Origin of the sequence: Rhodohalobacter sp., assembly GCF_034521535.1 — a bacterium.
Taxonomy (GTDB): domain Bacteria; phylum Bacteroidota; class Rhodothermia; order Balneolales; family Balneolaceae; genus Rhodohalobacter.
Genome location: NZ_JAXHMF010000002.1, coordinates 1 through 25,837 on the forward strand (window position 1 = coordinate 1; position 25,837 = coordinate 25,837).

At 47.0% G+C, this 25,837-nt stretch carries 21 protein-coding genes and 1 riboswitch; of the genes, 9 read left to right on the forward strand and 12 right to left on the reverse strand.

Features of this window, described 5'->3' with window-relative positions; all coding sequences use genetic code 11:
- Window positions 1–669: 669 nt before the first annotated feature.
- The 7 genes from U5K35_RS02275 to U5K35_RS02300 form a co-directional block, all read right to left on the reverse strand.
- Window positions 670–1,488, reverse strand: a complete 819-nt coding sequence (locus U5K35_RS02275; RefSeq protein WP_322569858.1) for an IS256 family transposase — start codon at window positions 1,486–1,488, stop codon at window positions 670–672.
- Entirely contained in the window at window positions 1,476–2,360 is an 885-nt protein-coding gene (locus tag U5K35_RS02280) for an IS3 family transposase (RefSeq protein WP_416221584.1), read from the reverse strand. Before U5K35_RS02280 ends, U5K35_RS02275 begins: the two co-directional genes overlap by 13 nt.
- Window positions 2,361–2,362: 2 nt before the next feature.
- On the reverse strand, window positions 2,363–2,635 hold the full coding sequence (locus tag U5K35_RS19505; protein ID WP_416221575.1) for a transposase: 273 nt from the start codon (window positions 2,633–2,635) through the stop codon (window positions 2,363–2,365).
- A gap of 26 nt (window positions 2,636–2,661) precedes the next feature.
- Window positions 2,662–3,096: a transposase gene (locus tag U5K35_RS02285; protein ID WP_322569860.1), complete on the reverse strand. Its 435-nt coding sequence runs from the start codon at window positions 3,094–3,096 to the stop codon at window positions 2,662–2,664.
- A gap of 893 nt (window positions 3,097–3,989) precedes the next feature.
- The gene (locus U5K35_RS02290) at window positions 3,990–4,139 is read right to left on the reverse strand and encodes a hypothetical protein (protein WP_322569861.1); all 150 of its coding nucleotides are present in this window, start codon (window positions 4,137–4,139) and stop codon (window positions 3,990–3,992) included.
- A 600-nt stretch (window positions 4,140–4,739) separates the two neighbouring features.
- Entirely contained in the window at window positions 4,740–5,690 is a 951-nt protein-coding gene (locus tag U5K35_RS02295; RefSeq protein ID WP_322569862.1) for a tetratricopeptide repeat protein, read from the reverse strand.
- Between the two features lie 6 nt (window positions 5,691–5,696).
- Window positions 5,697–6,935, reverse strand: coding sequence for a M20/M25/M40 family metallo-hydrolase (locus U5K35_RS02300; RefSeq protein ID WP_322569863.1), 1,239 nt, complete (start codon window positions 6,933–6,935; stop codon window positions 5,697–5,699).
- A 432-nt stretch (window positions 6,936–7,367) separates the two neighbouring features.
- A riboswitch (TPP riboswitch) is annotated at window positions 7,368–7,470 on the forward strand.
- Window positions 7,471–7,497: 27 nt separating this feature from the next.
- Here U5K35_RS02300 and U5K35_RS02305 point away from each other — a divergent pair.
- Window positions 7,498–9,525: a TonB-dependent receptor gene (locus U5K35_RS02305; protein ID WP_322569864.1), complete on the forward strand. Its 2,028-nt coding sequence runs from the start codon at window positions 7,498–7,500 to the stop codon at window positions 9,523–9,525.
- The gene (locus U5K35_RS02310) at window positions 9,494–10,027 is read left to right on the forward strand and encodes a TonB-dependent receptor (RefSeq protein WP_322569865.1); all 534 of its coding nucleotides are present in this window, start codon (window positions 9,494–9,496) and stop codon (window positions 10,025–10,027) included. The genes U5K35_RS02305 and U5K35_RS02310 overlap by 32 nt, the downstream gene beginning before the upstream one ends.
- 326 nt (window positions 10,028–10,353) lie before the next feature.
- Here U5K35_RS02310 and U5K35_RS02315 read toward each other — a convergent pair whose 3' ends face one another.
- The 3 genes from U5K35_RS02315 to U5K35_RS02325 form a co-directional block, all read right to left on the reverse strand.
- Window positions 10,354–10,896, reverse strand: coding sequence for a DUF2911 domain-containing protein (locus tag U5K35_RS02315; RefSeq protein WP_322569866.1), 543 nt, complete (start codon window positions 10,894–10,896; stop codon window positions 10,354–10,356).
- Between the two features lie 224 nt (window positions 10,897–11,120).
- Window positions 11,121–11,729, reverse strand: coding sequence for a peptide-methionine (S)-S-oxide reductase MsrA (msrA, locus tag U5K35_RS02320; protein ID WP_322569867.1), 609 nt, complete (start codon window positions 11,727–11,729; stop codon window positions 11,121–11,123).
- A 171-nt stretch (window positions 11,730–11,900) separates the two neighbouring features.
- Window positions 11,901–12,530: an arylesterase gene (locus tag U5K35_RS02325; RefSeq protein ID WP_322569868.1), complete on the reverse strand. Its 630-nt coding sequence runs from the start codon at window positions 12,528–12,530 to the stop codon at window positions 11,901–11,903.
- A gap of 81 nt (window positions 12,531–12,611) precedes the next feature.
- Between U5K35_RS02325 and U5K35_RS02330 the strand changes: the two genes are divergently transcribed.
- The 5 genes from U5K35_RS02330 to U5K35_RS02350 all read left to right on the forward strand — a co-directional run bounded on the left by U5K35_RS02330 (window position 12,612) and on the right by U5K35_RS02350 (window position 21,408).
- Entirely contained in the window at window positions 12,612–13,367 is a 756-nt protein-coding gene (locus U5K35_RS02330; protein ID WP_322569869.1) for an ABC transporter ATP-binding protein, read from the forward strand.
- Complete coding sequence (locus U5K35_RS02335; RefSeq protein WP_322569870.1) at window positions 13,364–15,922, forward strand: ABC transporter permease; 2,559 nt, start codon at window positions 13,364–13,366, stop codon at window positions 15,920–15,922. Before U5K35_RS02330 ends, U5K35_RS02335 begins: the two co-directional genes overlap by 4 nt.
- Window positions 15,923–16,196: 274 nt before the next feature.
- Window positions 16,197–16,370 carry a hypothetical protein gene (locus U5K35_RS02340; RefSeq protein ID WP_322569871.1) on the forward strand — a complete coding sequence of 58 codons (174 nt, stop codon included), beginning with the start codon at window positions 16,197–16,199 and terminating at the stop codon, window positions 16,368–16,370.
- 140 nt (window positions 16,371–16,510) lie between these two features.
- Window positions 16,511–18,505: a TonB-dependent receptor gene (locus tag U5K35_RS02345; protein WP_322569872.1), complete on the forward strand. Its 1,995-nt coding sequence runs from the start codon at window positions 16,511–16,513 to the stop codon at window positions 18,503–18,505.
- A 1,196-nt stretch (window positions 18,506–19,701) separates the two neighbouring features.
- Complete coding sequence (locus U5K35_RS02350; RefSeq protein WP_322569873.1) at window positions 19,702–21,408, forward strand: DUF885 family protein; 1,707 nt, start codon at window positions 19,702–19,704, stop codon at window positions 21,406–21,408.
- Window positions 21,409–21,724: 316 nt separating this feature from the next.
- On the opposite strand, the gene U5K35_RS02355 is transcribed toward U5K35_RS02350, so the two are convergent.
- Window positions 21,725–22,837, reverse strand: a complete 1,113-nt coding sequence (locus U5K35_RS02355) for an NAD(P)/FAD-dependent oxidoreductase (protein WP_322569874.1) — start codon at window positions 22,835–22,837, stop codon at window positions 21,725–21,727.
- A 343-nt stretch (window positions 22,838–23,180) separates the two neighbouring features.
- Between U5K35_RS02355 and U5K35_RS02360 the strand changes: the two genes are divergently transcribed.
- Together U5K35_RS02360 and U5K35_RS02365 are read left to right on the forward strand one after the other, a co-directional pair.
- Window positions 23,181–24,269: a DUF4236 domain-containing protein gene (locus U5K35_RS02360; protein WP_322569875.1), complete on the forward strand. Its 1,089-nt coding sequence runs from the start codon at window positions 23,181–23,183 to the stop codon at window positions 24,267–24,269.
- Window positions 24,241–24,498, forward strand: a complete 258-nt coding sequence (locus U5K35_RS02365) for a hypothetical protein (protein WP_322569876.1) — start codon at window positions 24,241–24,243, stop codon at window positions 24,496–24,498. The genes U5K35_RS02360 and U5K35_RS02365 overlap by 29 nt, the downstream gene beginning before the upstream one ends.
- 184 nt (window positions 24,499–24,682) lie before the next feature.
- On the opposite strand, the gene U5K35_RS02370 is transcribed toward U5K35_RS02365, so the two are convergent.
- Window positions 24,683–25,828, reverse strand: coding sequence for a hypothetical protein (locus U5K35_RS02370; RefSeq protein ID WP_322569877.1), 1,146 nt, complete (start codon window positions 25,826–25,828; stop codon window positions 24,683–24,685).
- Window positions 25,829–25,837: the final 9 nt, after the last annotated feature.

Here is a 25,837-nt window from a genome sequence, read left to right on the forward strand (position 1 = left end):
TTTTTATTGAGAGCTGTATTCTCTTAAAGGGCGGTAAAATTACAAGGTTTAAAATCCATATACAACAGAAAGGCTTTATTAATATGCTGTTTCTTTCATTAGGTTTTGCGCTGCTCACCAAGGTGCTGCTTTTCGAAGGTTAACCTGCTCAATTCTGCACCCCATTCAGTGTAGATCTGCAAGAACCTGTATAAATAGCGGTCATTGAACTCTTTTTTCTGATTTTAATAATGCTGCAGTTTAAGTTATATTTAAGTGGGGTTAAGGATTCTGATAGTACTTTTTAATTAAGGTCTACCAGCTCCTTACAGGGGCCGGTGGCATTGCGCCATCGGCCTTTTTTTATTTCCCGCAGATTATCGGTTAGTGAGGACGTGTGCTTTTTACCACGGACCTTGTGAACCATGCCTACGGCATTATGAATTGGTATTCCTATTCAACAACCACAGGTTGAAACCTGTGGCTATAATGTTTGGGCATGGCTACGCCATTTGCTGAACTCACCCCCTAATCCCCCTCTCTGTTCTCTCCGTTCACAAAGAGTGGGAGTGTATGAAATTCAGTTATTTAATGTAACCAGCCCTGAAAGGGCAGAATATTAACAGCCCTCCCGACCAAATACAGGCACTGTCCAAAAAAGTGTGTCTGGTCTCAGATCTCCTTATGGATCTATTGGATTGCATCTGGGAATAAAGTTTGGTCAAATTTAAAATTATAAATTGGATATTGGTAGGTCGTTTCTTCGGTGTCAATAGCCATTTTCCCTAACAGCAACAGGGCCGATTCAACCGACGGCAGCGCATTGCGAATTTTCAGACTCCTGCGAAATTTTTTATTCAGTCGTTCGATCCAGTTAGTGGTATAGATCATGGATTGGATTCGCCGGTCAAAATCCAGATAGGTAAAATAGTAGTCCATGTCTTCATCGCCAACCAGACGCTTGATCGCATCGTATTTTTTGCCCCATCGCCTGGCAAACTCGTTAAACTTCTCGAGAGCCTGTCTGCGGGTATAGTTGCGCTGTCCGGTCAAAAATACCTCCCTGAGATCCTCGGCTACAGCGTCCTTATCGGATGCTTTGACCTTGGTTTGAATGTTTCGCTTAAAATGCGTCACACATTTTTGATGACGGGCCGCAGGGAAAGCTTTATGGATAACCTGATCAAGCCCTGGTAGCCCGTCGGCGATGACCAGATCGGTCTGCGCAAGTCCTCTGTCCTTTAACGATTCCAGAAGCTCACTCCACCCAGAAGGGGATTCGCTGGGAAGGTTCGTTATGGCCAAAACCTCTCGCTGCATCTGTTCTGTAAGGCCCATCACGACGTAAAAGGCCTCACTGCTGACGTGTCCTCGGCGAACTTTCTTGTGAATGGCATCGACCAAGATCACCGGGTATCGCCCGGCCAGCGGGCGCTGCCGCCACTCGTGGATCTGTTCGCCCAGCTGTGGAATAGCAACAAAAATTGGTACAGATTTTAGGCAGCCCATTTTCTGTTTTGGTTTCTGATTTCGATTTCTGTTTCTAAAGGTGTTTTATAGTCTAAGCTTGAATGAATTCGTTTGGTATTGTACCACTGTATGTACTGTTTAACACAGTCTTGAAGTTGCCCATATGTATTGAAAGTATGATGGTTGAGTTCTTCATATTTGATACTCTTAAAGAAACTTTCAGCTACGGCGTTGTCCCAGCAGTTGCCTTTCCGACTCATAGATTGACTTGCATGCTTATTGTGAAATATAATATCTGCAAATCTGGTGCATGTATATTGAACTCCCCGATCGGAATGCAGTAAAAATCCGGGCCGAATACTTCTATTTCTCCTTGCATCTGCCCAGGCAGCTACTACCGTATGCTCTGCGGTCAGATCAGTGCTTAAACTCCAGCCTACTACCGCCCTGTCGGCCAGATCCAGTATGATCGTTAGGTATGCCCAGTGATCTTTTAGTCTCACATATGTGATGTCAGAGACCCATGCCTTACCCAGTTGAGAAGGGTTAAAATCTCTATCCAGCACGTTATCTGCTATGGGATTCTCATGGCTGGAATCGGTGGTAGCAATGAACTTTTTGCGCGTCCTGCTGCGGATACCCATCTCCTTCATTAGTCTTCCAACGTAGGATCTGGAAATGGGAACCCCCATCTTATGAAGCTCTTTGGTTATCTTATAGCTTCCATAGATTTGTCTGTTTTCGTCAAATACGGTCTTAATCTTCCTTTTGAGGATCTGTTTTCTACTTTCTGGGGTGGTAGCAGAGGACCGTCTGCGCCAGTAATAATAGGCATTCCTACTCACCTTGAGCACCTTACACATCTTCTCGACTGGAAATAGATGCCTGTGACTTTCTATGAAGTCATAGATTTCTAGTCGTTCTTGGAGAAGATGCGAACCGCCTTTTTTAAAATATCACGCTCAAGGGTTGCATCTGCAAGCTTTTTCTCAAGCTCACTTATGCGTTTCTGCTCGGAGGACATCTCTACGGTTACTTTGTTGTTCGGGTTGTTCTTGTAGGCTCTTCGCCAGTTATTGATCGTGCTTTTGCCAACCCCATATTCCTGGGAAAGTTCTATTGTTGGACGACCAGATTCGGCCAGCTTTACAATCGTTAATTTAAATTCTTCTGAATATGTAGTCATAATTGGTAAAGTTAAATATTTTGGGCTTAAATAAGACTGTACCAATTAATGTAGACACTCCAGGTAAAGTTGCTGATGGCTGAAGAGCTATAGGCTTGCCCATAGATCTTCTCAGTAATCTGGCCAACTTCGCTGGCGGAAAGTCCCTTTCCGTACAATTCAAAGCACAAACGGCGAACTTCCTCGTGCTGATCGCGCAGCATCGCCCAGAGCACAGGCTGGAACTTCCCTAACCGATCGCGGGGAATGCGCAGTGAGAGTTTTCGCCCGTGGCCGATGGCCTGGCCGGGACGATAGCCGTTGGCCTTGTTACCGGGACCGGAGGTGCTGGCCATCCAGTGAGTTCGTTCGATTTTCATGAGTCCGTTCAAAATAAGTTCTAAGAGTTCATTTAACCCTTCGTCTTTATTTAGAACGCTGTGAATAATATCTTGCAGTTGATCATCTTTTAGATCGATCATGAGGTCTCCTTCGTTTAGGTTTTAGGTTATAGATCAACCCAAAAGATCGGACAAGGAGACCTTTTTTGTAGCCACCCACCGGTGGGTGGCTACAACTCCCTCAGACACACAAATATGGACAGTACTCAAATACATCGGGACAGGCGAAGCGAAACCTGGGGTATGCTGGGCAATATTCATCACCCGGCGATTAGTAGGGGCCAGATCAAGTAGAGGCGGTCGTTCTCAGGACTTATTTTGTGGGTCGTCCTGATGGCACGGACCACATATTTTGGATTTATATTAAAATCGTGGACCGAATAATCCCATGAATCATGCCTACGGCATTCTGTTTACTTTGCGTATTTCATACACCACAGGTTGAAACCTGTGGTTATAATATTTGGTCATGGCTACGCCAATTGGAATATTTATCTTAATCAATTTGATGCTGTAACTGTAGTAGTAATTTTCTCAAGACTCGTTTTCGATTCCGAAGAATTCATCGGGCTGTAAATCAATTTATATCTTACTTAATCCAGTGTCGGAGATACGGTAACACATCATAGCCCTACAATTCATTGTAGGGTGGGATACGATGCCTGACCGATAAGCAGAGTGTCGTATACACGGACCACATTGTTCTGGATTCATATTAAAAATCGCAGACAAATTAATCCCTGTGCGCCATACCTACGGCATTATGGACTACATTTGATTTCATCTACCACAGGTTGAAACCTGTGGCTATGATGTTTAGTCATGGCTACGCCATTTGGATTTTGTTGTAACAATACTAGACTACTTAAGGCATACTCTTAGCTCGTTTTCGATTTCGAAAAACTCTTCAAGAAGTAAATTGAATTTAAAACTGACTCCAATCCAGTGTCGTAGACACGACTTACATCATAGCCCTACAATTCATTGTAGGGTGGATACGATGCCTGACCGATTAGCAGAGTGTCGGAGACACGAACCACATGTTTTGGATTCATATTAAAATCGTAGACGAATGAATCCCTGTGCGCCATGCCTACGGCATTATGGACTACATTTGATTTCATCTACCACAGGTTGAAACCTGTGGGTATAATGTTTTGTCATTGCTACGCCATTCAGGTTTGTCAACAGGCTTGACTTTAAATTTGGCGGATCATTAAATATCAGGATTTATAGATAAGCTAAACTACTCATCGAATTCAAGTGTCAGAGACACGACAACGTATTGTAACCTCACAATTCATTGTGAGGTTAAAGCGTATCCGACCCCACTCCAAAGTGCCGTCAGGCACGGACCTTTTAGCCGCACCATATATTAAATATTAAGCCCCCTTTTTGGACTTTTTCTTAATCTCTCCAAAAAAACAACTACCCATTCATGGGTTGAACATGCGAGCGCGGGATTTATCCCCGCGAAACAAAAGTTCACAAAGTTTCTCAGCGAACCTTTGCGGGAAGATCTGCGCTACTCTGCGAGAAACAGTTGATGAGTATCAGACGCTGTCAGACCATCAAAATCAGAAACACCCCTCCCTCTCCTTCGCTAAAGCTTCAGAGAGTACTCCCCTCTAGGGGAGATTTCTCAAATGCACTATTCTTAATTTAACAACTTGCCCTCTTACCGACGCTGTCAGATTCTCTAAATGCTGACAGGTCTCCATAAATCAATTCGACAACCTGGCAATCTCAGCTTCAGCTGCAATGTACCCGAACGCCGCCCATTCATCCGTTTCGAGGATTTGATTCCAGATCCCGATGGCACGCTCCTCTCTCCCGTTCATGTAGTGCCAGTTCCCAATGCCGTACCACAGCGTAGCATTCTGCAGGTCATCTTCCGAAACTTCCATCATCCGTTCCGGATCAAAATAGCCTTTAAACACCATAATCAGGTTCAGGTACACGTCGTTTTCAATCAGGTCCATATCGGCGGTGATATCTTCTATCGCCTCACCCGCCTTCTCATCCTGTCCGCTTCTCTTCAGGGCCGAATAGTACCAGTAGAGTGTGGCCACACGCATATCATCCGTCAAATCCAGCTCATTCAGGGCTTTCTCATACGATGCAATCGCCTCATCATACTCACCCTTCAGATAGTGGGCCAGTCCTTTATGATACCAGACGTTCGATTTCATGGTGCTCACCGGCTGATTCAGCTCATTGGGCAGGCCGTCCGGTTCCACATAGTCGGGCACATTCCGCATCAGCTCTTCAGCCCGCTCGAAATCACGAATTGCACGATCAAAATATCGCAGCGTGATATAGCGATGGCCCCTGTGGCGGTACATTCTGGGGTCTTCGGTATTCTTGAAGGTTCCTTCCGTAAAAATGTTAATCGATTCCCGGTATTCGCCAAGGTAGGCAGTGCGCCGACCCAGCCAGATAATATATTCCGCATTCTCCGGATCAATCCGGTAGTTCGCAAGAGCGTTAATGAACTTCTCATTGTGGCTTTCATAAACTTCCTGCGAGAGTTCAGGTGTTCTGAGCGTATCACCCAGCAGGGAAACGGTTTGTACACCGGATGGCACCGGCGGCAGATCCACACGGTTTTCCCCGCACGAAGCGAGTGCAAGGGTAAAAAATATAGCGATGATGAATAGTGTAATATTTCTCATAATGAATTACTTGAAGGTCAGGGTCAGATCCTTAATTTCCCCCGATCTGCGAACTTTAACAACTATTTCTTCGCCCGAGGTGAATTCTCCCAGGGCTTCCATATATCCGTAGATATCGGTGATTTCAATTTCGCCCATCTGCAGGATCACATCTCCCCCCTGCAGGCCGGCTTCGGCGGCGGCACCTCCATCCCGGACTCCCTCAATTCGAAATCCTTCACCGGAGTATGTGTAATCCGGCAGCACCCCCATGGTGACACTGTCTCCACTCATGATATTCTGCTGCTGAGATTCAGTAGCGGTAAAATCCATCTCATCCGCGTGTATGGCAGATAACTCCCGCAGGGTGCCCAAAGCGTGTTCCGATACGGCAAGTATGCCATCCGCGTTGACCTTGTTCGGAGTGTCCGATCCTCGATGGTAGTCGTCGTGCGTTCCCGTGAAATAGTGCAGCACAGGGATTCCAATGTCGTGAAACGAGGAGTGATCACTCGCGCCGGTTCCTGAAGGATTGGTGCGGATATTCAGGCCGGATTCTTGCGATTCGGACAGTATCTCATCCCACTGCGATGAGGTTCCGGTTCCGAAGATTGTGAGCTCCTCTTCGGTCAGGCGCCCGATCATATCGAAATTGATCATCGCCAGAACGGAGTCGGGCGAAATCTGCAGGTTATCCGCAAAATATCTTGAGCCGAGAAGGCCCAGCTCCTCACCCGAAAATGCCACAAAGAGAACGGATTTACTGAGGGGTTCTTCAGAGATCTCCCGCGCCAGATGCATCAGACCCGCAACACCGGATGCGTTGTCATCGGCGGAGTTGTGCAGGGAATCCGGGTTTTCATGATTCAGCGAAATGGTTCCGCCATGACCCTGACCGTCGTAATGAGCTCCTAAAATGATGACCTGTCCCGGATTTTCACTTCCGGCAACAGTGCCCACTACATTTCGTGAAAGATGATCTTCAACTCCCATCGACTGCGCCATCGGCCCGGCAAGCGTGAACTGCTGAAAGTAGGTTTCGCCGTCTCCCGCCGGATTCAAACCGAGCTGCAGAAAGCGGTCGGCAATGTAATTTGCAGACGCGGCTTCATGCTCCGAGCCGGCCAGCCTGCCGCCGCGATCGTCTGAGGCGAGCCACTCCACATCCTGTCTGATTTTTTCCTCTGCCGTGAACTCCCCGGAGCCGGAGCTGCAGGAGATAAGGGTTAGGCTAATTGTAAGTAGTGTAAGCGAAAACTTTTTCATCGGAGTTATCTATTAAGTAATCCTGAACCTGATGGTTCTGTGACAACAATATAAAAAAGAACCGGGTTCTCAGAGAGTGATGATTTATAGGTTGTTTTTCAACATTCAGGGTACGATTTTCTCGCGGATTTACGCAGAAAAGAGCGCAGAATTTCGCTGATAAATCTATGTGTTACTTTGAGACTGTGGACCTTCGTGGCCTTAATTGAAAATTCTGCCACCAAGACACAAGGACACAAAGTTTCACGAAGTCTTTTGCCATACTCTGCGTAACTCAGCGAATTCATCTGCGCAACTCTGCGAGAACCCAACCAAGGTCACATTGTTTGTTACAACCGGAAACACCCCTTCCTTATCCCTAAAATCCGTTTAATCCGTGTTTCGTCTTGTAGTTCGTTTCAAACACCCGTATCATTGATGCACATACTTAACCATTAAGGTTGGGGGTGTCCCGATTTAACAGCTCGGGACTGAGATCATACCCTGTGAACCTGAACCGGATTATACCGGCGTAGGGAAACCGATCTGCAGTGCAGGCTTTCAACACAAACAATTTCAGCTGATGATTGCCGGCCACTGTCCCCCTCCTTCAATCGCATTTAAAATTGATGGAGGCATCATGTCTTTTTACCTGAAACTTTTTTCTATCATCATCCCGATCCTCTTCGGGACGTCCCTTCAATCCTTTTCTCAAACCATCGAGGGGCAAGTCACAGACAGCAACACCGGGGAACCGCTCGCGGGCGCATCCATTCTTGAAGTGGGCACCACCAACGGCACATCCACCGACGCCGACGGCGAATTCAGCCTGAGGTTGCGAGGCTCTGAATATGAGATCCGGGTCAGCTTTATCGGATACCGTACCGAAACCGTATCTTTTACGGAAACGGACTCCTACCTCAATATTGAACTGACTTCCCAGCCGGTAACCGCAGGCGAGGTTTTTGTAAATGCCCTGCGCGTGGACGACTCCACCCCGGTTGCATACAGCAACATTTCCCGCGATGAGATCGACATTCGCAACACCGGACAGGATATCCCGATGCTGGTCTCAACATCCCCATCGGTTGTATCGGCCTCGGATGCGGGTGCGGGAATCGGATACACCAACATGCGAATCCGCGGTGTGGATCAGGCCCGGATCAATGTAACCGTAAACGGTGTGCCGCTGAATGATTCTGAATCGCACGGCGTATTCTGGGTCAACATGCCCGATTTTGCATCCTCCACACAGAACATTCAGATTCAGCGGGGAGTGGGAACCTCTACGCACGGTGCCTCCGCATTTGGAGCCACGATGAACCTGCAGTCTGCCCTGATGAGGCCTGACTCATATGGTGAAGTAGCTCTTGGAGCCGGAGCCTACGGAACGCAAAAAGCTACGGTTCAGCTCGGTTCCGGGCTGATGGATAACGGCTGGCAAGTGGAAGGACGGCTTTCCAAAATTGATTCTGACGGATATATCAACCGCGCGGAATCTGATCTGCGCTCTTTCTATCTCTCTGCTTCCCGCCACGGTGAACGCAGCCTGCTGAAAGCCGATGTGTTCTCGGGTCAGGAGCGAACCTACCAGGCGTGGAACGGTGTGCCCGAGCCCATTCTGGAGAACAATCCGAATCAGCTCGAAAATTATATTACCAATTTGTTTATCGGTCCGGATGAGGCCAACCGCCTGAGAGACAATCTCGGAAACCGGCGATTCAATGAGTTCACCTACGAAGATCAGGTGGATAACTATCAGCAGGATCACTACCAGCTGCACTACTCCTACAGACTCACCGACAACTGGACCACCAACACTTCGCTTCACTACACCTACGGACGCGGCTATTTTGAGCAGTTTCGCGATAATGACCGCCTGAGCACCTACAACATCGACCCGATTGAGATTGGCGGTGAAACCATTGAACGGAGCGACCTGGTTCGCCGGCGATGGCTGGACAACGATTTTTACGGTGTGATTGCATCCAGCGAGTACCGCCGGGATGATGAGTGGAACCTCATTATTGGCGGAGCGTACAATGAGTACGACGGCGATCACTTCGGTGAGGTGATCTGGGCAGAATTTGCCGGTGACAGCCAGCCCGGCGACCGCTACTACGACAACAACGGGTTTAAAACGGACTTCAACGTCTACGGAAAACTGAACTACTATTTCAGTTCATCCTTCAACACCTACCTCGACCTGCAGTACCGTGCGGTTACCTATCGTTTCCTTGGTCTGCGAATTGACGGGAATAGCGGTGAAGTGAGCGATTTGACCCAGCGCGATCGGATCAGCTTTTTTAATCCAAAAGCGGGATTTGTCTACCGGTTTGCCGACGGACAGCGCGCTTTTGCCTCGCTCAGCGTTGGCGGCAAAGAACCGACACGCCGCGACTATGTGGAATCCACAGAGGAAAGTCGTCCCGATCCGGAGCGCCTTTTCGACTATGAGCTTGGGTATCACGGCGATTTTGGGCGATACAGCCTGGGCGTCAATCTCTACTACATGCTCTATAAGGATCAGCTGATTACCACCGGAGAGGTGAACGATGTAGGAAATACGGTTCGTGAAAATGTGCCGGACAGCTACCGCACCGGGAGTTGAACTTCAGCTGGGTGCCCGGATTACGGATTACCTGCAGTGGAACGGAAACCTGACCTTCAGCAGAAACAAGGTGAACGAGTATGAGTACTTTCTCGATGATTTTGATCAGGGCGGGCAGGAGCGTTTCCTGTTTGAGGATGTGGATATCGCCATGTCGCCGTCAACCATTGCAAACTCTATTCTCACCTACCGGTCCGGAGGTTTCAGAACAGAGTGGGTCTCCAAATTTGTATCGCGGCAGTACCTGGACAACACTCAGACCGAAAGCCGCTCCATCGACCCGTATTGGGTAAATGATCTGGTGATCCGTTACAGCTGGGACAGTGCTCCGTTTGTGAGAAGCCTGACGGCATCACTGACCGTGAACAACATCCTGAATGAGAAGTATGTGGCCAACGGCTACACCTTTGGATGGATTTCAGGCGGCGAGCAGCGACACTTCAACTACTACTACCCGCAGGCTGAGCGTCACGCGATGCTCAATGTGAAGATTGGTTTTTAATGATCTGTCTTCTCTTTTTTGATCCGGCCATGAATGACCGGCTTTCCTTAGTGATTCTTCGTGACATGGTGCCTTCGTGGCCAATTCACAATATTTCGCTACCCATTCTTCATGGCTCAAAAAGACACTAACTTTTCTCTGCGAGAATCTGCGTTTTGATCTGCGTAAATCTGCGAGAAAAACCTGACACAGAAAAGATCAAAAAAATAAGGTAACACCCCTCCTTCTCTTTCGCTAAAGCTTCAGAGAGTACTCCCCTCGAGGGGAGAATGAGCAAATGCATCTTTATTCACCTGATACTAAAAATTCTGAAGGTTTTCTTCGTATTAATTCTCTACTTCAATCTGAACCGGTACCCGGATCTGATCCCAATGAATTACCATATGCCCGGAATCTTCCTCAACGTTTTCAAAATAGACCATCATCTGCTCCATAAATTCACCCATTTCAGGCTGAACAGACACACGGAGCTCATCCATCGTCGGATCGTACTGCGTACCCCATGATAGGTTGTTATTAAAAATCACACTCCATTCATCCACTCCGGGAAGAGTGTAAAGCGAGTAGGTGCCGGCATTTAGCTCTTCACCTTCAATCATCACGTTATCAGAAAATGTAATGGCCGTTGATTCATTGGCTCCCGTTCTCCAGACCTCATCATAAGGTACCAGCTCACCGAAAATCTCACGGTCCCGAACTCCGGGACGGCCGTATGTGACTGTCACGACCGTGGTGCCAATCGTCTGAGAAACCGAAGCATTCGGACTCACCCTCGGACTGTCATTTCCACGCTCCTGAGCCTGGGTTGATGTTGAAAACATTAGCGTAATGGCAAAGATTAGTGAAAGTAGCAGTGAGTAAAATTTCATAGCTGTAAAGTTTGATTAATAGTTGATAGAGGATTTGTAAAGTTTGAATAAGGTAGTCAGACTGATTTTATGTAAAAAGCTCATCGCCCTGAAATAAAATTTAAGCTTTCGCTACGAAGACTAAAAGTCTTGAAGGTTCACGAAGATTACTATCCGAAAATCTGCGGGAGCCATCCTATGAAAAACAGACGCTGTCAGGTTTTTGGACCCTGACAAGTCTGAACTTAAATCGATTCCTGCAGCAAGTGCGGGAAGTCTTTCTTGAACTTCGCCAGTTTAGGGGCAATCACCACAGAACAATAGCCCGCATTTGGATTATTGTTGAAATAGTCCTGATGATAATTCTCAGCCACACTGTAGTTACTGAGCGGCGTAATTTCTGTCACGATCGGATCATCCCAAAGATCTGACTTATCCGTTCGTTTCTTCGACTCTTCCGCAATCTTTTTCTGCTCAAGAGAATTATAGAAAATAGCTGATCGATACTGAGTACCAACATCAGCTCCCTGCCGGTTCAGTGTTGTGGGATCGTGCGTGTGCCAGAACACTTCCAGAAGTTCTTCAAAGCTGATCTCTTCCGGATCAAACGTGACTTTGGCAACTTCGGCATGACCGGTTTTCCCGCTTACCACCTGGTTATAGCTTGGATTTTCAACATGTCCGCCGGCATAGCCCGACTCAACAGCCACTACACCGTTTACGCGCTGATAAACCGCCTCTACACACCAAAAACATCCGGCACCGAGTACAGCCGTTTCATAATTTTCATTTTGAGCATCCGCCTGATCAGTCATAGTAAATAAGATCGTTATTAAGATTAGTATAAGTTTCATAAATATATTTTGTTTTATGTCTGTTGTATAAACATCAGGAATGTGTGAATCGTGCCTTTTGATTTATAGTCCTGAGTCTTGAGTCTTGAGTCCTGAGATTTGGAATTTGGCATTTCGAGCTTGTTATTTGGTATTTGGAATTTGGTGTTTGCAGCTTGCAGCCTGATCCCATCACAAAACTCCTTCCAGATACTCCCACAAGTTCTCAGCAATCACCCTGTGCCCTTCTTCTGTCGGATGAATTCCATCTCCCTGATTGAGTTCCGGATCACCGGCAACGCCTTCCAATACAAACGGCATAAAGATCACATCATTTTCTTCGGCCAGCTCAAAAAATACCGACCGGAACCGGCTTGTGTACTGCTCACCCATATTTGGCGGAGCTTCCATACCGGTTAAAATAATTTCCGCATCGGGATACTTCTCTTCCACTTTATCGATAATCCCCTGCAAATTCTGCTTGGTGTTCTCGGGATCAATCCCCCTCAAACCGTCATTGCCGCCCAGTTCCAGCACAAACACGTCCACATTCTGCTGCAGCACCCAGTCAATACGCCTCAGCCCGCCGGCAGAGGTCTCCCCGCTCAGTCCCGCATTCACCACGTTGTAATTCATACCCAGCGAATCGATCTTCTGCTGAATAAATGCCGGAAACGCGTTCTCTTCCTCCAGTCCAAATCCCGCGGTAATACTGTCACCAAAAATTAAGATCTGCTTCTCCTGTGCGGAAGCATCAACAGACAGCATCAGGCCGCATAAAAAAATTACAACCTTTAATATCCCGATTCGTTTATAATTCATAACTAAATAAAATACTTTAATAGGAATGTTTTACGTATTACAACATGTTTGTTTGATTGTTTCCTAACCAACTGATTATCAATGAATCACAGTTCCATTCTTTCCGCCGAAAATGTAACAAAAACCTTTCAAAGCGGAGATCATAAACTAACCGTTTTAGACAATATCGTTTTTCATATCGAAAAAGGGATCTCGTGCGCCATCGTGGGGCCATCCGGCAGTGGCAAAACCACGCTTTTAGGCCTCTGCGCCGGACTCGATCGCCCAACCTCAGGCCGTGTCATTCTTAACGGTCAGCCCATTTCAGATATGAAAGAGGACGAACTGAATAGTGTTCGAAACGAACAGATCGGGTTTGTATTTCAATCTTTTCAACTCATTTCAACATTAACCGCCCTGGAAAACGTGATGGTTCCTGTTGAACTTCGCGGCACTCCTTACCGTGAAGTGGAGCAGAAAGCGAAAGAGCTGCTCACACAGGTTGGTCTGAAGGATCGTCTTCACCACTACCCCAATCAGTTATCCGGTGGCGAACAGCAGCGAGTGGGTCTGGCCCGGGCGTTTATTCACAAACCGGAAATACTCTTTGCCGATGAACCGACGGGTAATCTGGACAGTGAAACCGGCGAACAGATTGAAGACCTCCTTTTTGATCTGAACCGAGAGTCCGGAACTACGTTGATAATTGTAACGCACGACCGCGAGCTGGCTGAAAAATGTGATCGAATCATTGAGCTGAAAAGCGGTGAAATTTTCAGGGACACCGGTTTTGAAGAAACTGAATCAGAGTTCGAAGCTGCAGAAACCGTAAACGCAGAAATCAAACAGGCCGAATGAAACTGATTCGAGAACTTCTAAACCCATTCAGCTGGAAACTGGCCTGGCGCGATGCACGTCCACAGTGGAAAAGCCTGTTTCTTTATACGTCTGCGGTCATAGCCGGTGTGGCTGCCCTGGTCGCCATTCTTTCATTCCGAAATGATGTACTGCTAACGGTTGATGATCAATCGCGTGAACTTCTGGGAGCAGACCTCGAAGTTCGAATGAATCAGCCTTATCCCGATGCAGTTCAATCCTACATTGACTCAATCGGAGGCAGCACTGCCGATGCCATTGAATTCAATTCCATGGTGATCTATGGTGAAGAAGGGCAAAACCGACTCTCTCAAATTCGCGCCATTGGCGGACCCTATCCTATTTACGGAGAAATTGAGACCATCCCCGCAGATGCATCAGCCCGCTACCAAAATGAAGGCGGAGCTCTCGTGGAACAGTCGGCCATGAAGCAGTTCAACCTGCAGCCGGGCGACAGCATTCAGGTCGGAAATTTCAGAGTACCCGTGTTGGGTGAACTCATCTCCGTACCGGGAGAAGCTGCCGCTTTCTCATTAATAGGCCCCAGGGTTTATCTCTCCAGAGACATGCTTGAAGGCTCTTCCCTGCTCGACCGCGGAAGCCGTGTTACCTACAAAAGTTATTTTCAATTCGATGATCCCGAGTCGGTCGCCTCTGCCGTTGAGGGATTGCGTGAATACCGGGACGAGTATCGTGTTCGCTATGACACGGTTGAATCCCGCAAAGAGGACTTTGACGAAATTATTTCCAACCTGAGTAAATTTCTGGGACTGATCGCTTTTGTGGCACTTCTTCTGGGAGGACTCGGAGTAGCCAGTGCCGTACACGTTTATTTGAAGCGAAAAACATCCATGGTAGCTACTCTTCGCTGCTTGGGAATGAGGGCTGAACAGATCCTGGCCGCGGTGGCTATCCAGATCTCCATGCTTGGCTTCATCGGAGCCGCCATTGGAACACTTTTAGGACTGATGTTCCAATTCTATCTGCCGACTCTTTTTGCAGATCTGCTTCCTTTTGATATTGTTCAGGCCATTTCTGCACAAGCCATTGGCCTCGGTTTGGTCACAGGAATAGTTATCAGCGTCGTATTTTCTCTGCTTCCATTGGCGGGTGTCAGTACCGTATCCCCGATGATGACGCTTCGAAATACTGATTTTTCACCCATTCAGGCCCTGTCCGCCAAAGTAAAAGGAATTACCGTAGCGGTCACTCTCGCTGTTTTAATACTGATTATCGGATTTCTGACTGAAAGCCTGATGGTGGCCGGAATTTTTACGCTGAGTATGGTTCTTTTTGTTGTTCTGCTCAGGGCCACAGCCTCTCTTTTGATGGCCGGAATTAAAGGCCTTCGATTGAAATCCTTCACCTACGTTTGGAGGCAGGGAACGGCCAATCTGTTCCGCCCCAACAATCAGACCTCCATGCTGATGACCACGCTCGGAATGGGTATGCTTTTGATCGGTACGCTCTATCTGTCTCAGGATGCCATCCTTCAGCGCATTGATCTTCAGTTTTCCGATGATATGCCAAACCTGGTGCTCTACGATATTCAGACCGACCAGAATGAGGATATCCTGAATATTATTGAGGAAAATGAAGGAAGAGTTCTTCAGAATGTACCTATTGTCTCCATGAGGCTGGCCAAATGGAATGGTCTCACTCCATCAGAAGTGCGGGAAGATTCCACGATTAATGTTAGAAGCTGGGCTCTCGGCCGGGAATATCGTGTAACCTACCGGAGTGAACTTCGTGAATCTGAAACACTCACAGAAGGCGAATGGATTGGTGAAGCAGATGGAATCAACTCTGTGGTTCCGATCTCCATCGCGACCAATATTGAGGACGACCTTCAAGTGGCCGTCGGAGATTCTCTTACATTTAATGTTCAGGGCGTGCAGGTTAAAACCCGAATTGCCAGCATCCGTGATGTGGATTTCACCCGTGCTGAACCCAACTTTTTTGTTCTGTTTCCATCCGGCGTACTCGAAAACGCGCCCCAGTTTTTTGCCACGGTTGTTCAAACCGGCAGCGATACGCAAACCGCGGCCATACAGCAGCAGGTGGTACAGAGTCATCCCAACATTTCAGCCATTGACGTGGGAATTGCCCTGCAAAGCGTGCAGGAGTTTCTGAATAAAATTGCGATGGCTGTTCAGTTTATGGCACTCTTCAGTATCCTCACCGGGTTTATCGTATTGGGCGGATCCATTGCGATCAGCCGCCGACAGAGAACCCGCGAGGCTGTACTGCTTCGTACACTGGGCGCCAATAAAAAGCAGATTTCAGGAATTCAAACGATTGAATATGCACTCCTTGGGCTGCTTGCCGGACTAACCGGACTATTGCTCGCACTGGTAGCCAGCTGGGCCCTTGCCTGGTTCTACTTTGATCTTGCTTTCAGGCCCGATATTTTGATACTTTCAACCATTACGGGAGTAGTTGTCCTCTCGGCTATTGTTATTGGATGGAGCGGCAGCCGCCATATTTTCAAACACTCCCCGATTGAGGTACTGAGACTGGAAGGCGAAGCTACTTGATCAAGATCTATAGTAGATAATAGCATCCTGATATCTGAATCATAGATTTAGCAAATTTGTCCCCTCCTTATGAAGGAGGGGTTGGGGTGGTTGGACAGGCATTTTTTCCTTAAAAAAGGTTTAAAAATGAACCTGACTTGTTTGAACCACCCCTAAGTCCCCTCCTTGGAAATGAGGGGATTTTTTACCTTCAAATAAATAAAAGCAAAACGCATTTAATTCTTTAATTCAAATTATCTTTGCGCCTCTGCGGTGAAAAAAATGTTTTCCATATATGACAATAAACCAAAAAGTCTGGCTGATTTCATTTATCATTATTCTTGTCTGCATCCTTGCAGCTCTGCTCATCTACATCTACACCGGCCAGATTGTTTTTGCACTTTTTATTGCTCCTCCCATCATCCATTGGATTTTAAAAAGAAGGCAGCATCGCGACCTTCACAAGTAAGATTTTTGCCCCAATTAGATTTCCTCTATTCCGTTTTGCAGAGAAGGGTACGCCCATTATCTTTGCGCTCAAATAAACCTGATCTCAACATAATCATCCAAAAATAATGTGGATGATATTTTAAATTTAAGCGTGTTCACATGAAAAGATTTATTCTCATTTTTTCACTGACCTTTCTGTTTCCATCCTTGATTTTAGCTCAGCTTACAGCCGAGCTCGACTCTATTTCAGTCACCTCATCCCGAATCACCTCAACCATTTCCGAAAGCGGCAAAAGTGTGGCCGTTATCACACAAAAAGAGATTGAAGCGATGCCCGTCACTTCCGTGGATGACCTGCTCAAGTCGATCCCCGGAATCAACGTCAATTCCAGGCAGGGATTTGGTGTTCAGTCAGATGTGGGAATGAGAGGTAGCACCTTTTCCCAGGTTCTGTTTATGCTCGACAACGTTCCGCTGAACGATCCCTTGACCGCACATTTCAACACCAATATTCCGGTGTCCCTGGGTGAGATCGGCCAGATTGAGATCATTCGCGGTCCATCCAGTGCGTCATTCGGAGCCGACGCTGTTGGCGGTGTGGTTCACATCAAAACCAAAATGTACATGCAGCGCGAGATCAAAAAAAGTAACGGCCTGCTCTCCTACGCTGATGCGGACCTTTCCTACGGAGAACATAACCTTCGAATGGGAGACCTCTCTTTTGAACTGCAGCAAGATCGCTGGAGATTGAGCACATCCATCCGCGGTGTTTATTCTGATGGCGAGCGACTGGCAAACCCCGGTTTTGAAGCCGGTGTTTCGGATCAAAGTCAATACGACAACTATTTTGAACTGGCCAATTTCAGCACTTCACTCTCCTACCGGATGAACGATCGCTGGTCGTGGTATGTCCGCGGCGGTGTGGATGAACGGGATTTCAGTGCGCGCTATTTCTACACTCGCAGTCAATTTGATGAATCCGTAGAGCAGATCTCCAGCCGATGGGTTTTGGGAGCCGTCACACGTGATACCGGACAGCAGAGAACCGAGATGAATATCTCCTACCGCAACGTGAACGACATTTTTGATTTCAACTCCCGAATTGGCATCGCCCCGAACGAACACACGACCGACCAACTGTTTTTGAATCTGTCTCACCAGATCGATCTAGGCAATGCAGGCAGATCCTCAATCTCCAACAGCCGGATCATGATCGGAGCACAGATGCTTGATAAACAGATTGAAAGCACAGACCGCGGCAATCACTCCGATCGTATGGGCGGAATTTATCTGATCGGTTCTGCAGGTTGGGAGAGCGGATTCAGCATGACAGCCAGCACGCGTCTGCAGTTTGATACGCAGAATGACCCTGAAATTCTTCCGCAGCTCAGTATGGCATACAATCGCGGAGAGATCACCCTGCGAAGCTCCATCGGACGGGCCATTCGAATAGGAGATTTTACCGAGCGATTTATCTCATCTCAGATCGAGGATCTCGCTCCGCTGCGAAATATCGGAAATCCCGATCTGCGACCGGAACGCTCCTGGACCTTTGACTTGGGGCTGGACTGGAGACCTACAAACCGCACGCTGATCTCTCCAACACTTTTCTATCGCACATCATCCGACCTGATAGACTATGCGCTGACAAACTCTTCAAACATCAACAATGCCGACAATCTGCAGCCGGATGAGAACTATTTCTATACGCGGAACATTGCATCCAGCAACACCGCAGGTGTTGAGTTTCTGGCTTCGCAGCGATTTAGCATTGGATCACAAAAAACAGTCCGAACCGATGCAGGATATACCTGGATTCGAACCTCCGGCAATGAAGGTGAAATTTCAAAGTATATCGCCAATCACCCGAAACATCAGTTCTCATTCACACTTGATGCAGATCTGAACCGATTCCGGGTTACTTCAGAATCATCCTACAGAGTTCGGTCATCAGAATCGGCCGATCTAATAGCCGGTGATGTACCCGACGGATATTTCCTGACCAACTTGAAGCTGCAATACGCCTTCTCCGAATGGCCGCTGACCGTTTACGTTCAGGGATTAAACCTGACCGACACACAGTACCAGGAGATTCTCGGCGCCCCCATGCCCGGCCGCTGGCTGATGGGAGGCCTGAAAGTCCGGATTCGCTAAATTATTTAAAAACAACGTCCGTTCGAGCGCAGTCGAGAACTCACGTTTTTAAGCAGTGGCTTCTCGACTACACTGCGGCTCACAAGGCTCGCCTTCGTTCTGCTCGAAGTGACGTTAATACCCACAAGCGCCATAAACTGTCTGTCGGGGATTGGTAGGTTTTATTGTTTAAAACCAACAAAACTTTCTTGAGGAAGTCTAAAAGAGCTCGTCGAGAACATTTAATTCCCCTCGTCCCGGTGCTCTGCTCCGGTGACGACCACCCGCAGCTCCGCTGCAGATATACTTTGCTAACATTTTTTAACGTCGTGTTGGTAACCATCTTTAATTGGAACCGCCTCAACCCGACCCATACCTTCAATCAAGCCTCTCTATTCGGCGGATGACAAAATGGGCAATAGTTTGGATGTTCAATAGTAGCCATGGCGAAGCTGTAGAACCAGTCATAATTAGAAGAAAACTAAATTATTTAAGCGCTATTCGAACTAATGTGTCTTTTTGGACTGCCTCGCTATAATACACATCATGGCTACGCCATTCTCCCTCATTAGTTTGCTGCAACCCGATGTGGTCACTCAGAGAGTCCTTCATCGTCGGTTCGAGCAACGTTGAGAACAGCTCCAAAGGAGTGCCGATCAGTAACATCGTGCAACGCACGATGATAGCTAATAAACCTATTCGGCAGCCCCAACGCGGGCGTCGGTCCCACTACACCATTTTCATAGTCTCGGCCTGTCGGATTAATCCCATACATACCGTTCGTCAAAGTCCACTCCTTAATTCATTAAGAATTTTCTGTACCCATCTTAAAACTCAATTTTTGATGATCTACATACTTAATATTATACACGTGCATACTTTGGAGAGAGACTGTGGAATAGCAATAGTTTGTATGGATTACGCCCTTTCAGGGCTTTTATATTTGACAGTAGCATCTGACATAGCGCGTTGCACTATGTTATTGACGTTGCCCACTTTGGGGCAAGCACATTCATTGATGTGAAAATGAGAACCCAGATTATTTTTGGTCTCACTTCCTTATGGATTAAGTATTCTTCTAACGAAAACCAAAGTCGCTTTTTTTGCAGTCATGAATTTGAGACGCTCAACTCAAAGAGTTTAAAAATCAAACCTCTCGTTGCAGATATCAAAATAAATTGGTTTCATGGATGTGACTTGAAACCAACTATGATTCGATGCGATCCATACCAAAATATCTGCTTCTATCTCTTTTCATCTCTACATCAACCGCCCTGTCCGCCCAGCCGGTTACCGATCTTATCACCCACTATCAGGCCGATCACGGAGCATTAGAGCGGCTCTACTCTGTCCAAGCATCCAATGAATATTTTGACCGGTTCGAACGGTTTTACAGCGATCAGCTGCAGAAATTGGATTCTCTCAGTTTTGAGGATCTGTCTCACTCCGGCCAAGTGGACTACCTCTTACTTCAGAACAGTCTGGAGCGGTCGCTCTACTTCCTGGAAGAGGATCGTGAACAGTACAGTCGCATTGAACATTTTTTACCGGCACCGGTTGAAATCATGGAGTTTATTGAACTGCGCCGCAGAGGGCACGCTGTTGAAGGACAGCAAGTTGCAGAGTGGATGAACGGCTGGTTTCATGAAACTGAGAATAAAATAGATGAGCTGGAATCAACCGAAGTACTTTCGCTACGAGACGCAACCTATTTGTCGGAAGCCATCGGAGAGTTGAAAGACGCAATCGAAGAGGCTTACGATTTTTATTACGGCTATTCGCCTGATTTCAACTGGTGGGTTGAGTCTCCGTTTGCCATGCTTAATGAATCACTCGAATCCTATGCTGAGCTGGCTGCTGAACATTTCGACGAGGAACAGGAGACCGTGGATGAAAGCGGAATTGCGGGAAACCCAATCGGCGAGGAAGAGATCAATCGTCGGCTGGCTTTTGAGATGATCTCATACACCCCGCAGGAACTCATTGAGATCGCCAATGAACAGTACGATTGGACTCTCCGGGAGATGCTGAAGGCATCGAACGAGCTCGGCTACGGTGATGACTGGAAAGCGGCTTTGGAGCATGTAAAAACCACCTATCTGCCCGCCGGCAAGCAGCCGGAACTGGTTCAGGATCTGGCTGATGAAGCCGTAAATTTCCTCGAAAGCCGAGATCTGGTGACTATCCCCGATATGGCAAAAGAGACCTGGAGAATGATGATGCTGAGTCCTGAGTGGCAGAGAATCGCGCCCTTCTTTTTAGGCGGTGAAACGGTCCGGATTGCCTATCCCACTCACACCATGACCCATGAAGAGAAGATGATGAGCATGCGCGGAAACAATCCGCACTTTTCAAAAGCGGTTGTACACCATGAGCTGATTCCGGGGCACCATCTGCAGCAGTTTATGAACCAGCGTTACGCCACCCAGCGCAGGATGTTCCGTACACCATTCTGGACCGAAGGTTGGGCGCTCTACTGGGAGTTTGTACTCTACGAAAATGAATTTGCCAACAGCCCTGAAGACCGAATCGGGATGCTCTACTGGAGAATGCACCGCGCAGCTAGAATTGTATTTTCTCTAAACTATCACCTTGGAAACTGGACTCCGCAGCAGTCGATCGACTACCTGGTTGAGAAAGTGGGCCATGAATATGCCAATGCCGAAGCGGAAGTAAGACGATCGTTTGAAGGAAACTACGGACCTCTCTATCAGATCGCTTACATGGTCGGCGCGATGCAGTTCTACTCACTCAGAATGGAGCTTGTAGATTCAGGAGAAATGAATGAAAAAGAGTTCCACGATGCTATTCTCCAGAACAACAGCATACCGGTAGCGATGGTCAAAGCCATTTTAACCGAACAGGAACTCACTCCTGATTTTCAATCCGACTGGAAGTTCGGGGATTACATCGAAGGAATGTAATTCACCGCAGAGTCGCAGAGTTTTTTAAACTCTCCCCTCTCGAGAGGGGAAATGCCAACATGGAATTGCGAAGCAAGATCCGTGTTGGCGAGGGGTGTGTTCAGAATCCTGATTTGTAAGTCCTATCACAGCTCTAACGAATAAACAATTAACCTGAACTTGCTATAAAACTAACCTTACTCCCCTCCATTAGAACAGGAGGAGATTCATTTTGTCGAATCAGAGAGTTCGCATCAGAGTTGATAATGTCAGAAATCCACAATCACCAACTAAAACCCCTCAGCGCACTCCGCGCCTCTGCGGTGAACCCACTCTCCTAAATCTTTCCCTTCTTCCTAAGTCGGCGGTAAATTCTTTCCGTATCTAATTCATCAGGTATTTCTGAGCCAGTAGTTAGGTGATCTGCCAGAATAGATGCCATATACTCAGAGTAGATCAACCCTTTGGAGCCCATGGCAGAGTAAATGCACAATTGTGGATTATTGCGATGTCGTCCCAGCACCGGCAGATGATTCGGAGCCGATGCGCGAACCCCAGCAAGCTGCCCGGTTTTTTTAACCTTTGTACTGATCTCGGGAAGAATTTTCTCCAGTTTCCCAAAAAGCCGATTGTATGCTTCTTCCGTAATATTCACATCATCAAAATGGTGCTCGTACGTTGAACCGACAATCAACTCGTTCGGTTTCCGACGCAGGATATATCCAAGAGCGGAGAGTCCGTGCTTCCAAGGCAGTTCCTGATCGGTTTCGAAAATGGCCACCTGACCTTTCACACGCTGTATTCCGAGCTCGGCCCAATCGTCAAATCCGGGAGTATCTGCGCCGGCACAAACAATTACATGTTCGGCAGAAGCTGTTTTACCCTCTTCATCCGTCAGTAAAAAATCCGATTCCTGAAATTCATACGTCGTTTTCGAACCGCTGAAAGTCACACCGCCATCTGTCAGAACTTTCCGGAATGTGTTCAGGTAATTGTCTACAAAAACAGTAAGTCCCGGTTTGATAAAATAGCCGCCATAGTTCTTTGCAATTCCTGGATTGATCTCTTCAATTTCAGACGGCTCAAGCCATTCTACCCAGCCTTCAGGCCAGGGCTGCTCCATTAGCGAAAGTTTGAAGTTCTCTGCCAGCTCTTCTGTAATTGCCGGACGCAGCACACCGGTGGCGTTAAACAGATCGTTTCTGCCGGATTGCTCGGAAAGCTTATCAATGTTTGACCGAAATGCGTTTAAACACTTTTCACACTCCCAAACCAGGTTCCCTTTCTTCCCGGCTGATGGATTGACCATTGCGGCCGGCGGACCCGGAGCCTCGGGATCGGATCGAAAGGGATCGATCAAAAGAACTTTTTTCCCTCTCTGGTGAAGTTGATTCGCCATGGATAAACCGGAAATTCCGGCTCCAAAAACAGCTGCGTAGTAATTACTCATAAAATTTTTATTTGATTTACTGAAACTTAAGCGGTGATATATTCTTAGACAAATATGAAACAACAATACTGTCCGAGATATTTTTAAACCTACAAGCATCTTCTATTTTTGTGGCAGTTAACTTTTTTTAAAGTCATAAATCAATCCTCTTTTTCCTCACAGAATTACGCAGAAATTTTCGCTGAGTCTCGCAGAAAATCTGCGGTTCACTTTGCGCTGCTCTGCGAGAAAGAGAAGTCATGCCTACAAATTGATTGATATTTTTTCCAATCATTTTGGGCAGTTGTGATGAAACATTCGTTAATTAGTCGTTTTTATTGGCAGGGATTTCAACAATTAATCCTTGCTATCAGATGATAACTTTCAGAGTTTTGGCGCCATGGGATTTTTTATAAGAAAAGCGTTTAAAGCGGGACCATTGCGCATCAACCTGTCTAAAGGCGGAGTTGGAGTTTCAGGTGGCGTTACGGGAGCCCGAATTGGATTGAATCGAAACGGAGCCTATGTCTACGGTGGCCGGCACGGTCTCTATTACCGTAAGCGAATAGGATCTAAAAAAAAGTCGCGTCGCCCGGCCGATCATATAAAACCTGATGGACGACCTGTTGAAGTTAATCCTAACGGCCCCACCGATCTGTTTGTAGATACCGGAGCAACTTTCTCTCCACCCTACGATCTGATCGAGCCGCATCCATGGCCGGAGCTCATTGAGACTACACCCCGCTATAAAAACCCGGTTCTATGGATTTTACTCGTATTCCTGATCGCAGTCTCAGCAGTAATTCCCAATCCAATAGTGTGGGCAATTTCAGCTGCCGGTTTTCTATTGATCTCCTGGTCAATTTTTAGCGATTACAGGTGGCGAAAGAAAGGGCGACAAATGGTTGAAACCATTGCAGAAGCGTTTGAAAATGACCCGAGGAGTGTAGATTTAAACGTTATGCATCAATTTGAAAATAAAGCATCCAAGCGCTATAACGAACGCTTTATGCCGGATCTCTTTTCTGTAATCATCCAGATAGCGATGGAAAAGATGGATGATGAACACATCTTTGCGTACAACAAACTTGAAAAACAGATTCCGGTCAGCGATGAGTTTATCAAAAATACAAAACAGGCGATTCTGACCCGCAGACTGGATGCCGTTTTGGAAGACCATCTGCTTACTGAAGAGGAGGAGTCACAGATTCGGGAACTCATTAAAAAGCTTGATCTCTCGGATCAGTTTATATTTGAGGAGCTTCAGTATCTCAACCTTGCATCATCTGTAAGAAAAGAAATGGAGAGCCCGGTAAAAGAGGCCGATTCTCCCATTCCGCTGGTTAGAGGAGAGAGCTGTTTTGCGGTTTTTGATGATGTCAGACTGCTTGAAGAGCGCGTTCAGGATCGCTTTCAGCACAAACGTGTTCAATACAGGAAAGCTTGGATATGAAATTCAGATTGAAGGGACGCTGGTTATTACAGATCGAAGGATTGTAATTTATGGCTCAGGATCAAGAGAGTACCGCCTCAAAAAGATTTTAGATGTGATCACAGATCTGGAGTCCAATACAATTGAGATCACCGTATCCGGACGAAAAAATCCAATCTACCTCACCTCAAAATTCCCGATGATCATCGCGGCCCGGCTTGAGAAGATTATTGATCAAAAAGTGAAGTGATTGAAGAGAGTTGTCCATGTCTTTAATCTGCGAAATTCAGCGCTCCAATCCGCGCAAATCTGCGAGAACAAAAAGTTTATATCGCTATTCCGAGTTGTCAGATCAGTCATGTGATAACTGATTCTTCAAACCGTAACACCCCTCCCCCGAAAATCGGGGACTCCCCTTGAGGGGAAATTTTCTACTATTCAATATCCCATCTATAGGTTCGATGTGTTTTATGATGCACGCACCCCAGCGCTTCCAGGCTTCGCTGCATCAGCCAGTTCTTTTCGCTGACCCACGCTCCCTCCAGATACTCAAGTGTTGGCGCCGCCTCATGTGTCATCTGAATACCCCGAACAAAGACCAAAGCTTCTAAACCGAGCTTACGATACTTTGGTAAGGTCCCGAAAACCATGGTGCGAAGATGCTTTACCCTTTTCTTAAAACGCATCAGTTTCGGAATATGCCACCAATTTAGTTTACCTCCCGTTTCGGCCGATATCTCATTCAGATCAGGAATAGAAACAGAAAATGACGCCGGCTCACCATTTACAAACGCAAGCTGAACGCTCTCCGGAATCATAATTCTTTTCAAATCCTGAACCATCTGTTGAGTTGCCTCTTGGGTCAGCTCGGTAAACTCATCCTCACGCTCCGATATATCCTGATGTTGCCACGCCTGATTGTAAATTGTTCGGATATATTCTGCATCCCGTTCCAGATTTTTCATATCGATAGGCCGGGTTGTAACATCCGGGCGACTCTCAACTCGATCAGTTATTCGCACAAATCGCTCAGGCAGCGGCTCTGCAAAATCACGTTTATAGCTCCAGTGATCATCCAGCTTTACAGCACCTGTATTCTCAATCAACTCTTTGTAGTAAGGCGGGTGATAGAACATTCCATAGATTGGCGGCTCTTCAAAATTCTCCACCAGTAATCCCCAGTAATTCATGTTCTGCCCAAAATTGACAGGGCCTCGAAATGCTCTGTAATTGTGTTCTTTATGCCATACCTTGGCAAATCGAATGATTTCATCCGCAACAGATTGATCATCGATCATCTCCAGAAAGCCCAATCCTCCCATTTTTGGAGTCAGTGCGGAATCCTTTTCGGGGTGATTCATCAGGGCAAACCGGGCAACCAATTTCTCACCCTCATACATCAGATAGCGCTCACAGGTCCCGCCGTCAAAAAAGGAGTTCTTCTCGGGGTTAAATACATTCTCAACCTCAAATCGAAGCGGCGGTATCCATTTTGGATAGTCTTTGTAAATAGAAAAGGGGAATTCATGAAACAGATCGATCTCATGTTTTGAATCAATCTTTTGAAATCGGTATGCCATCAGTCGAAA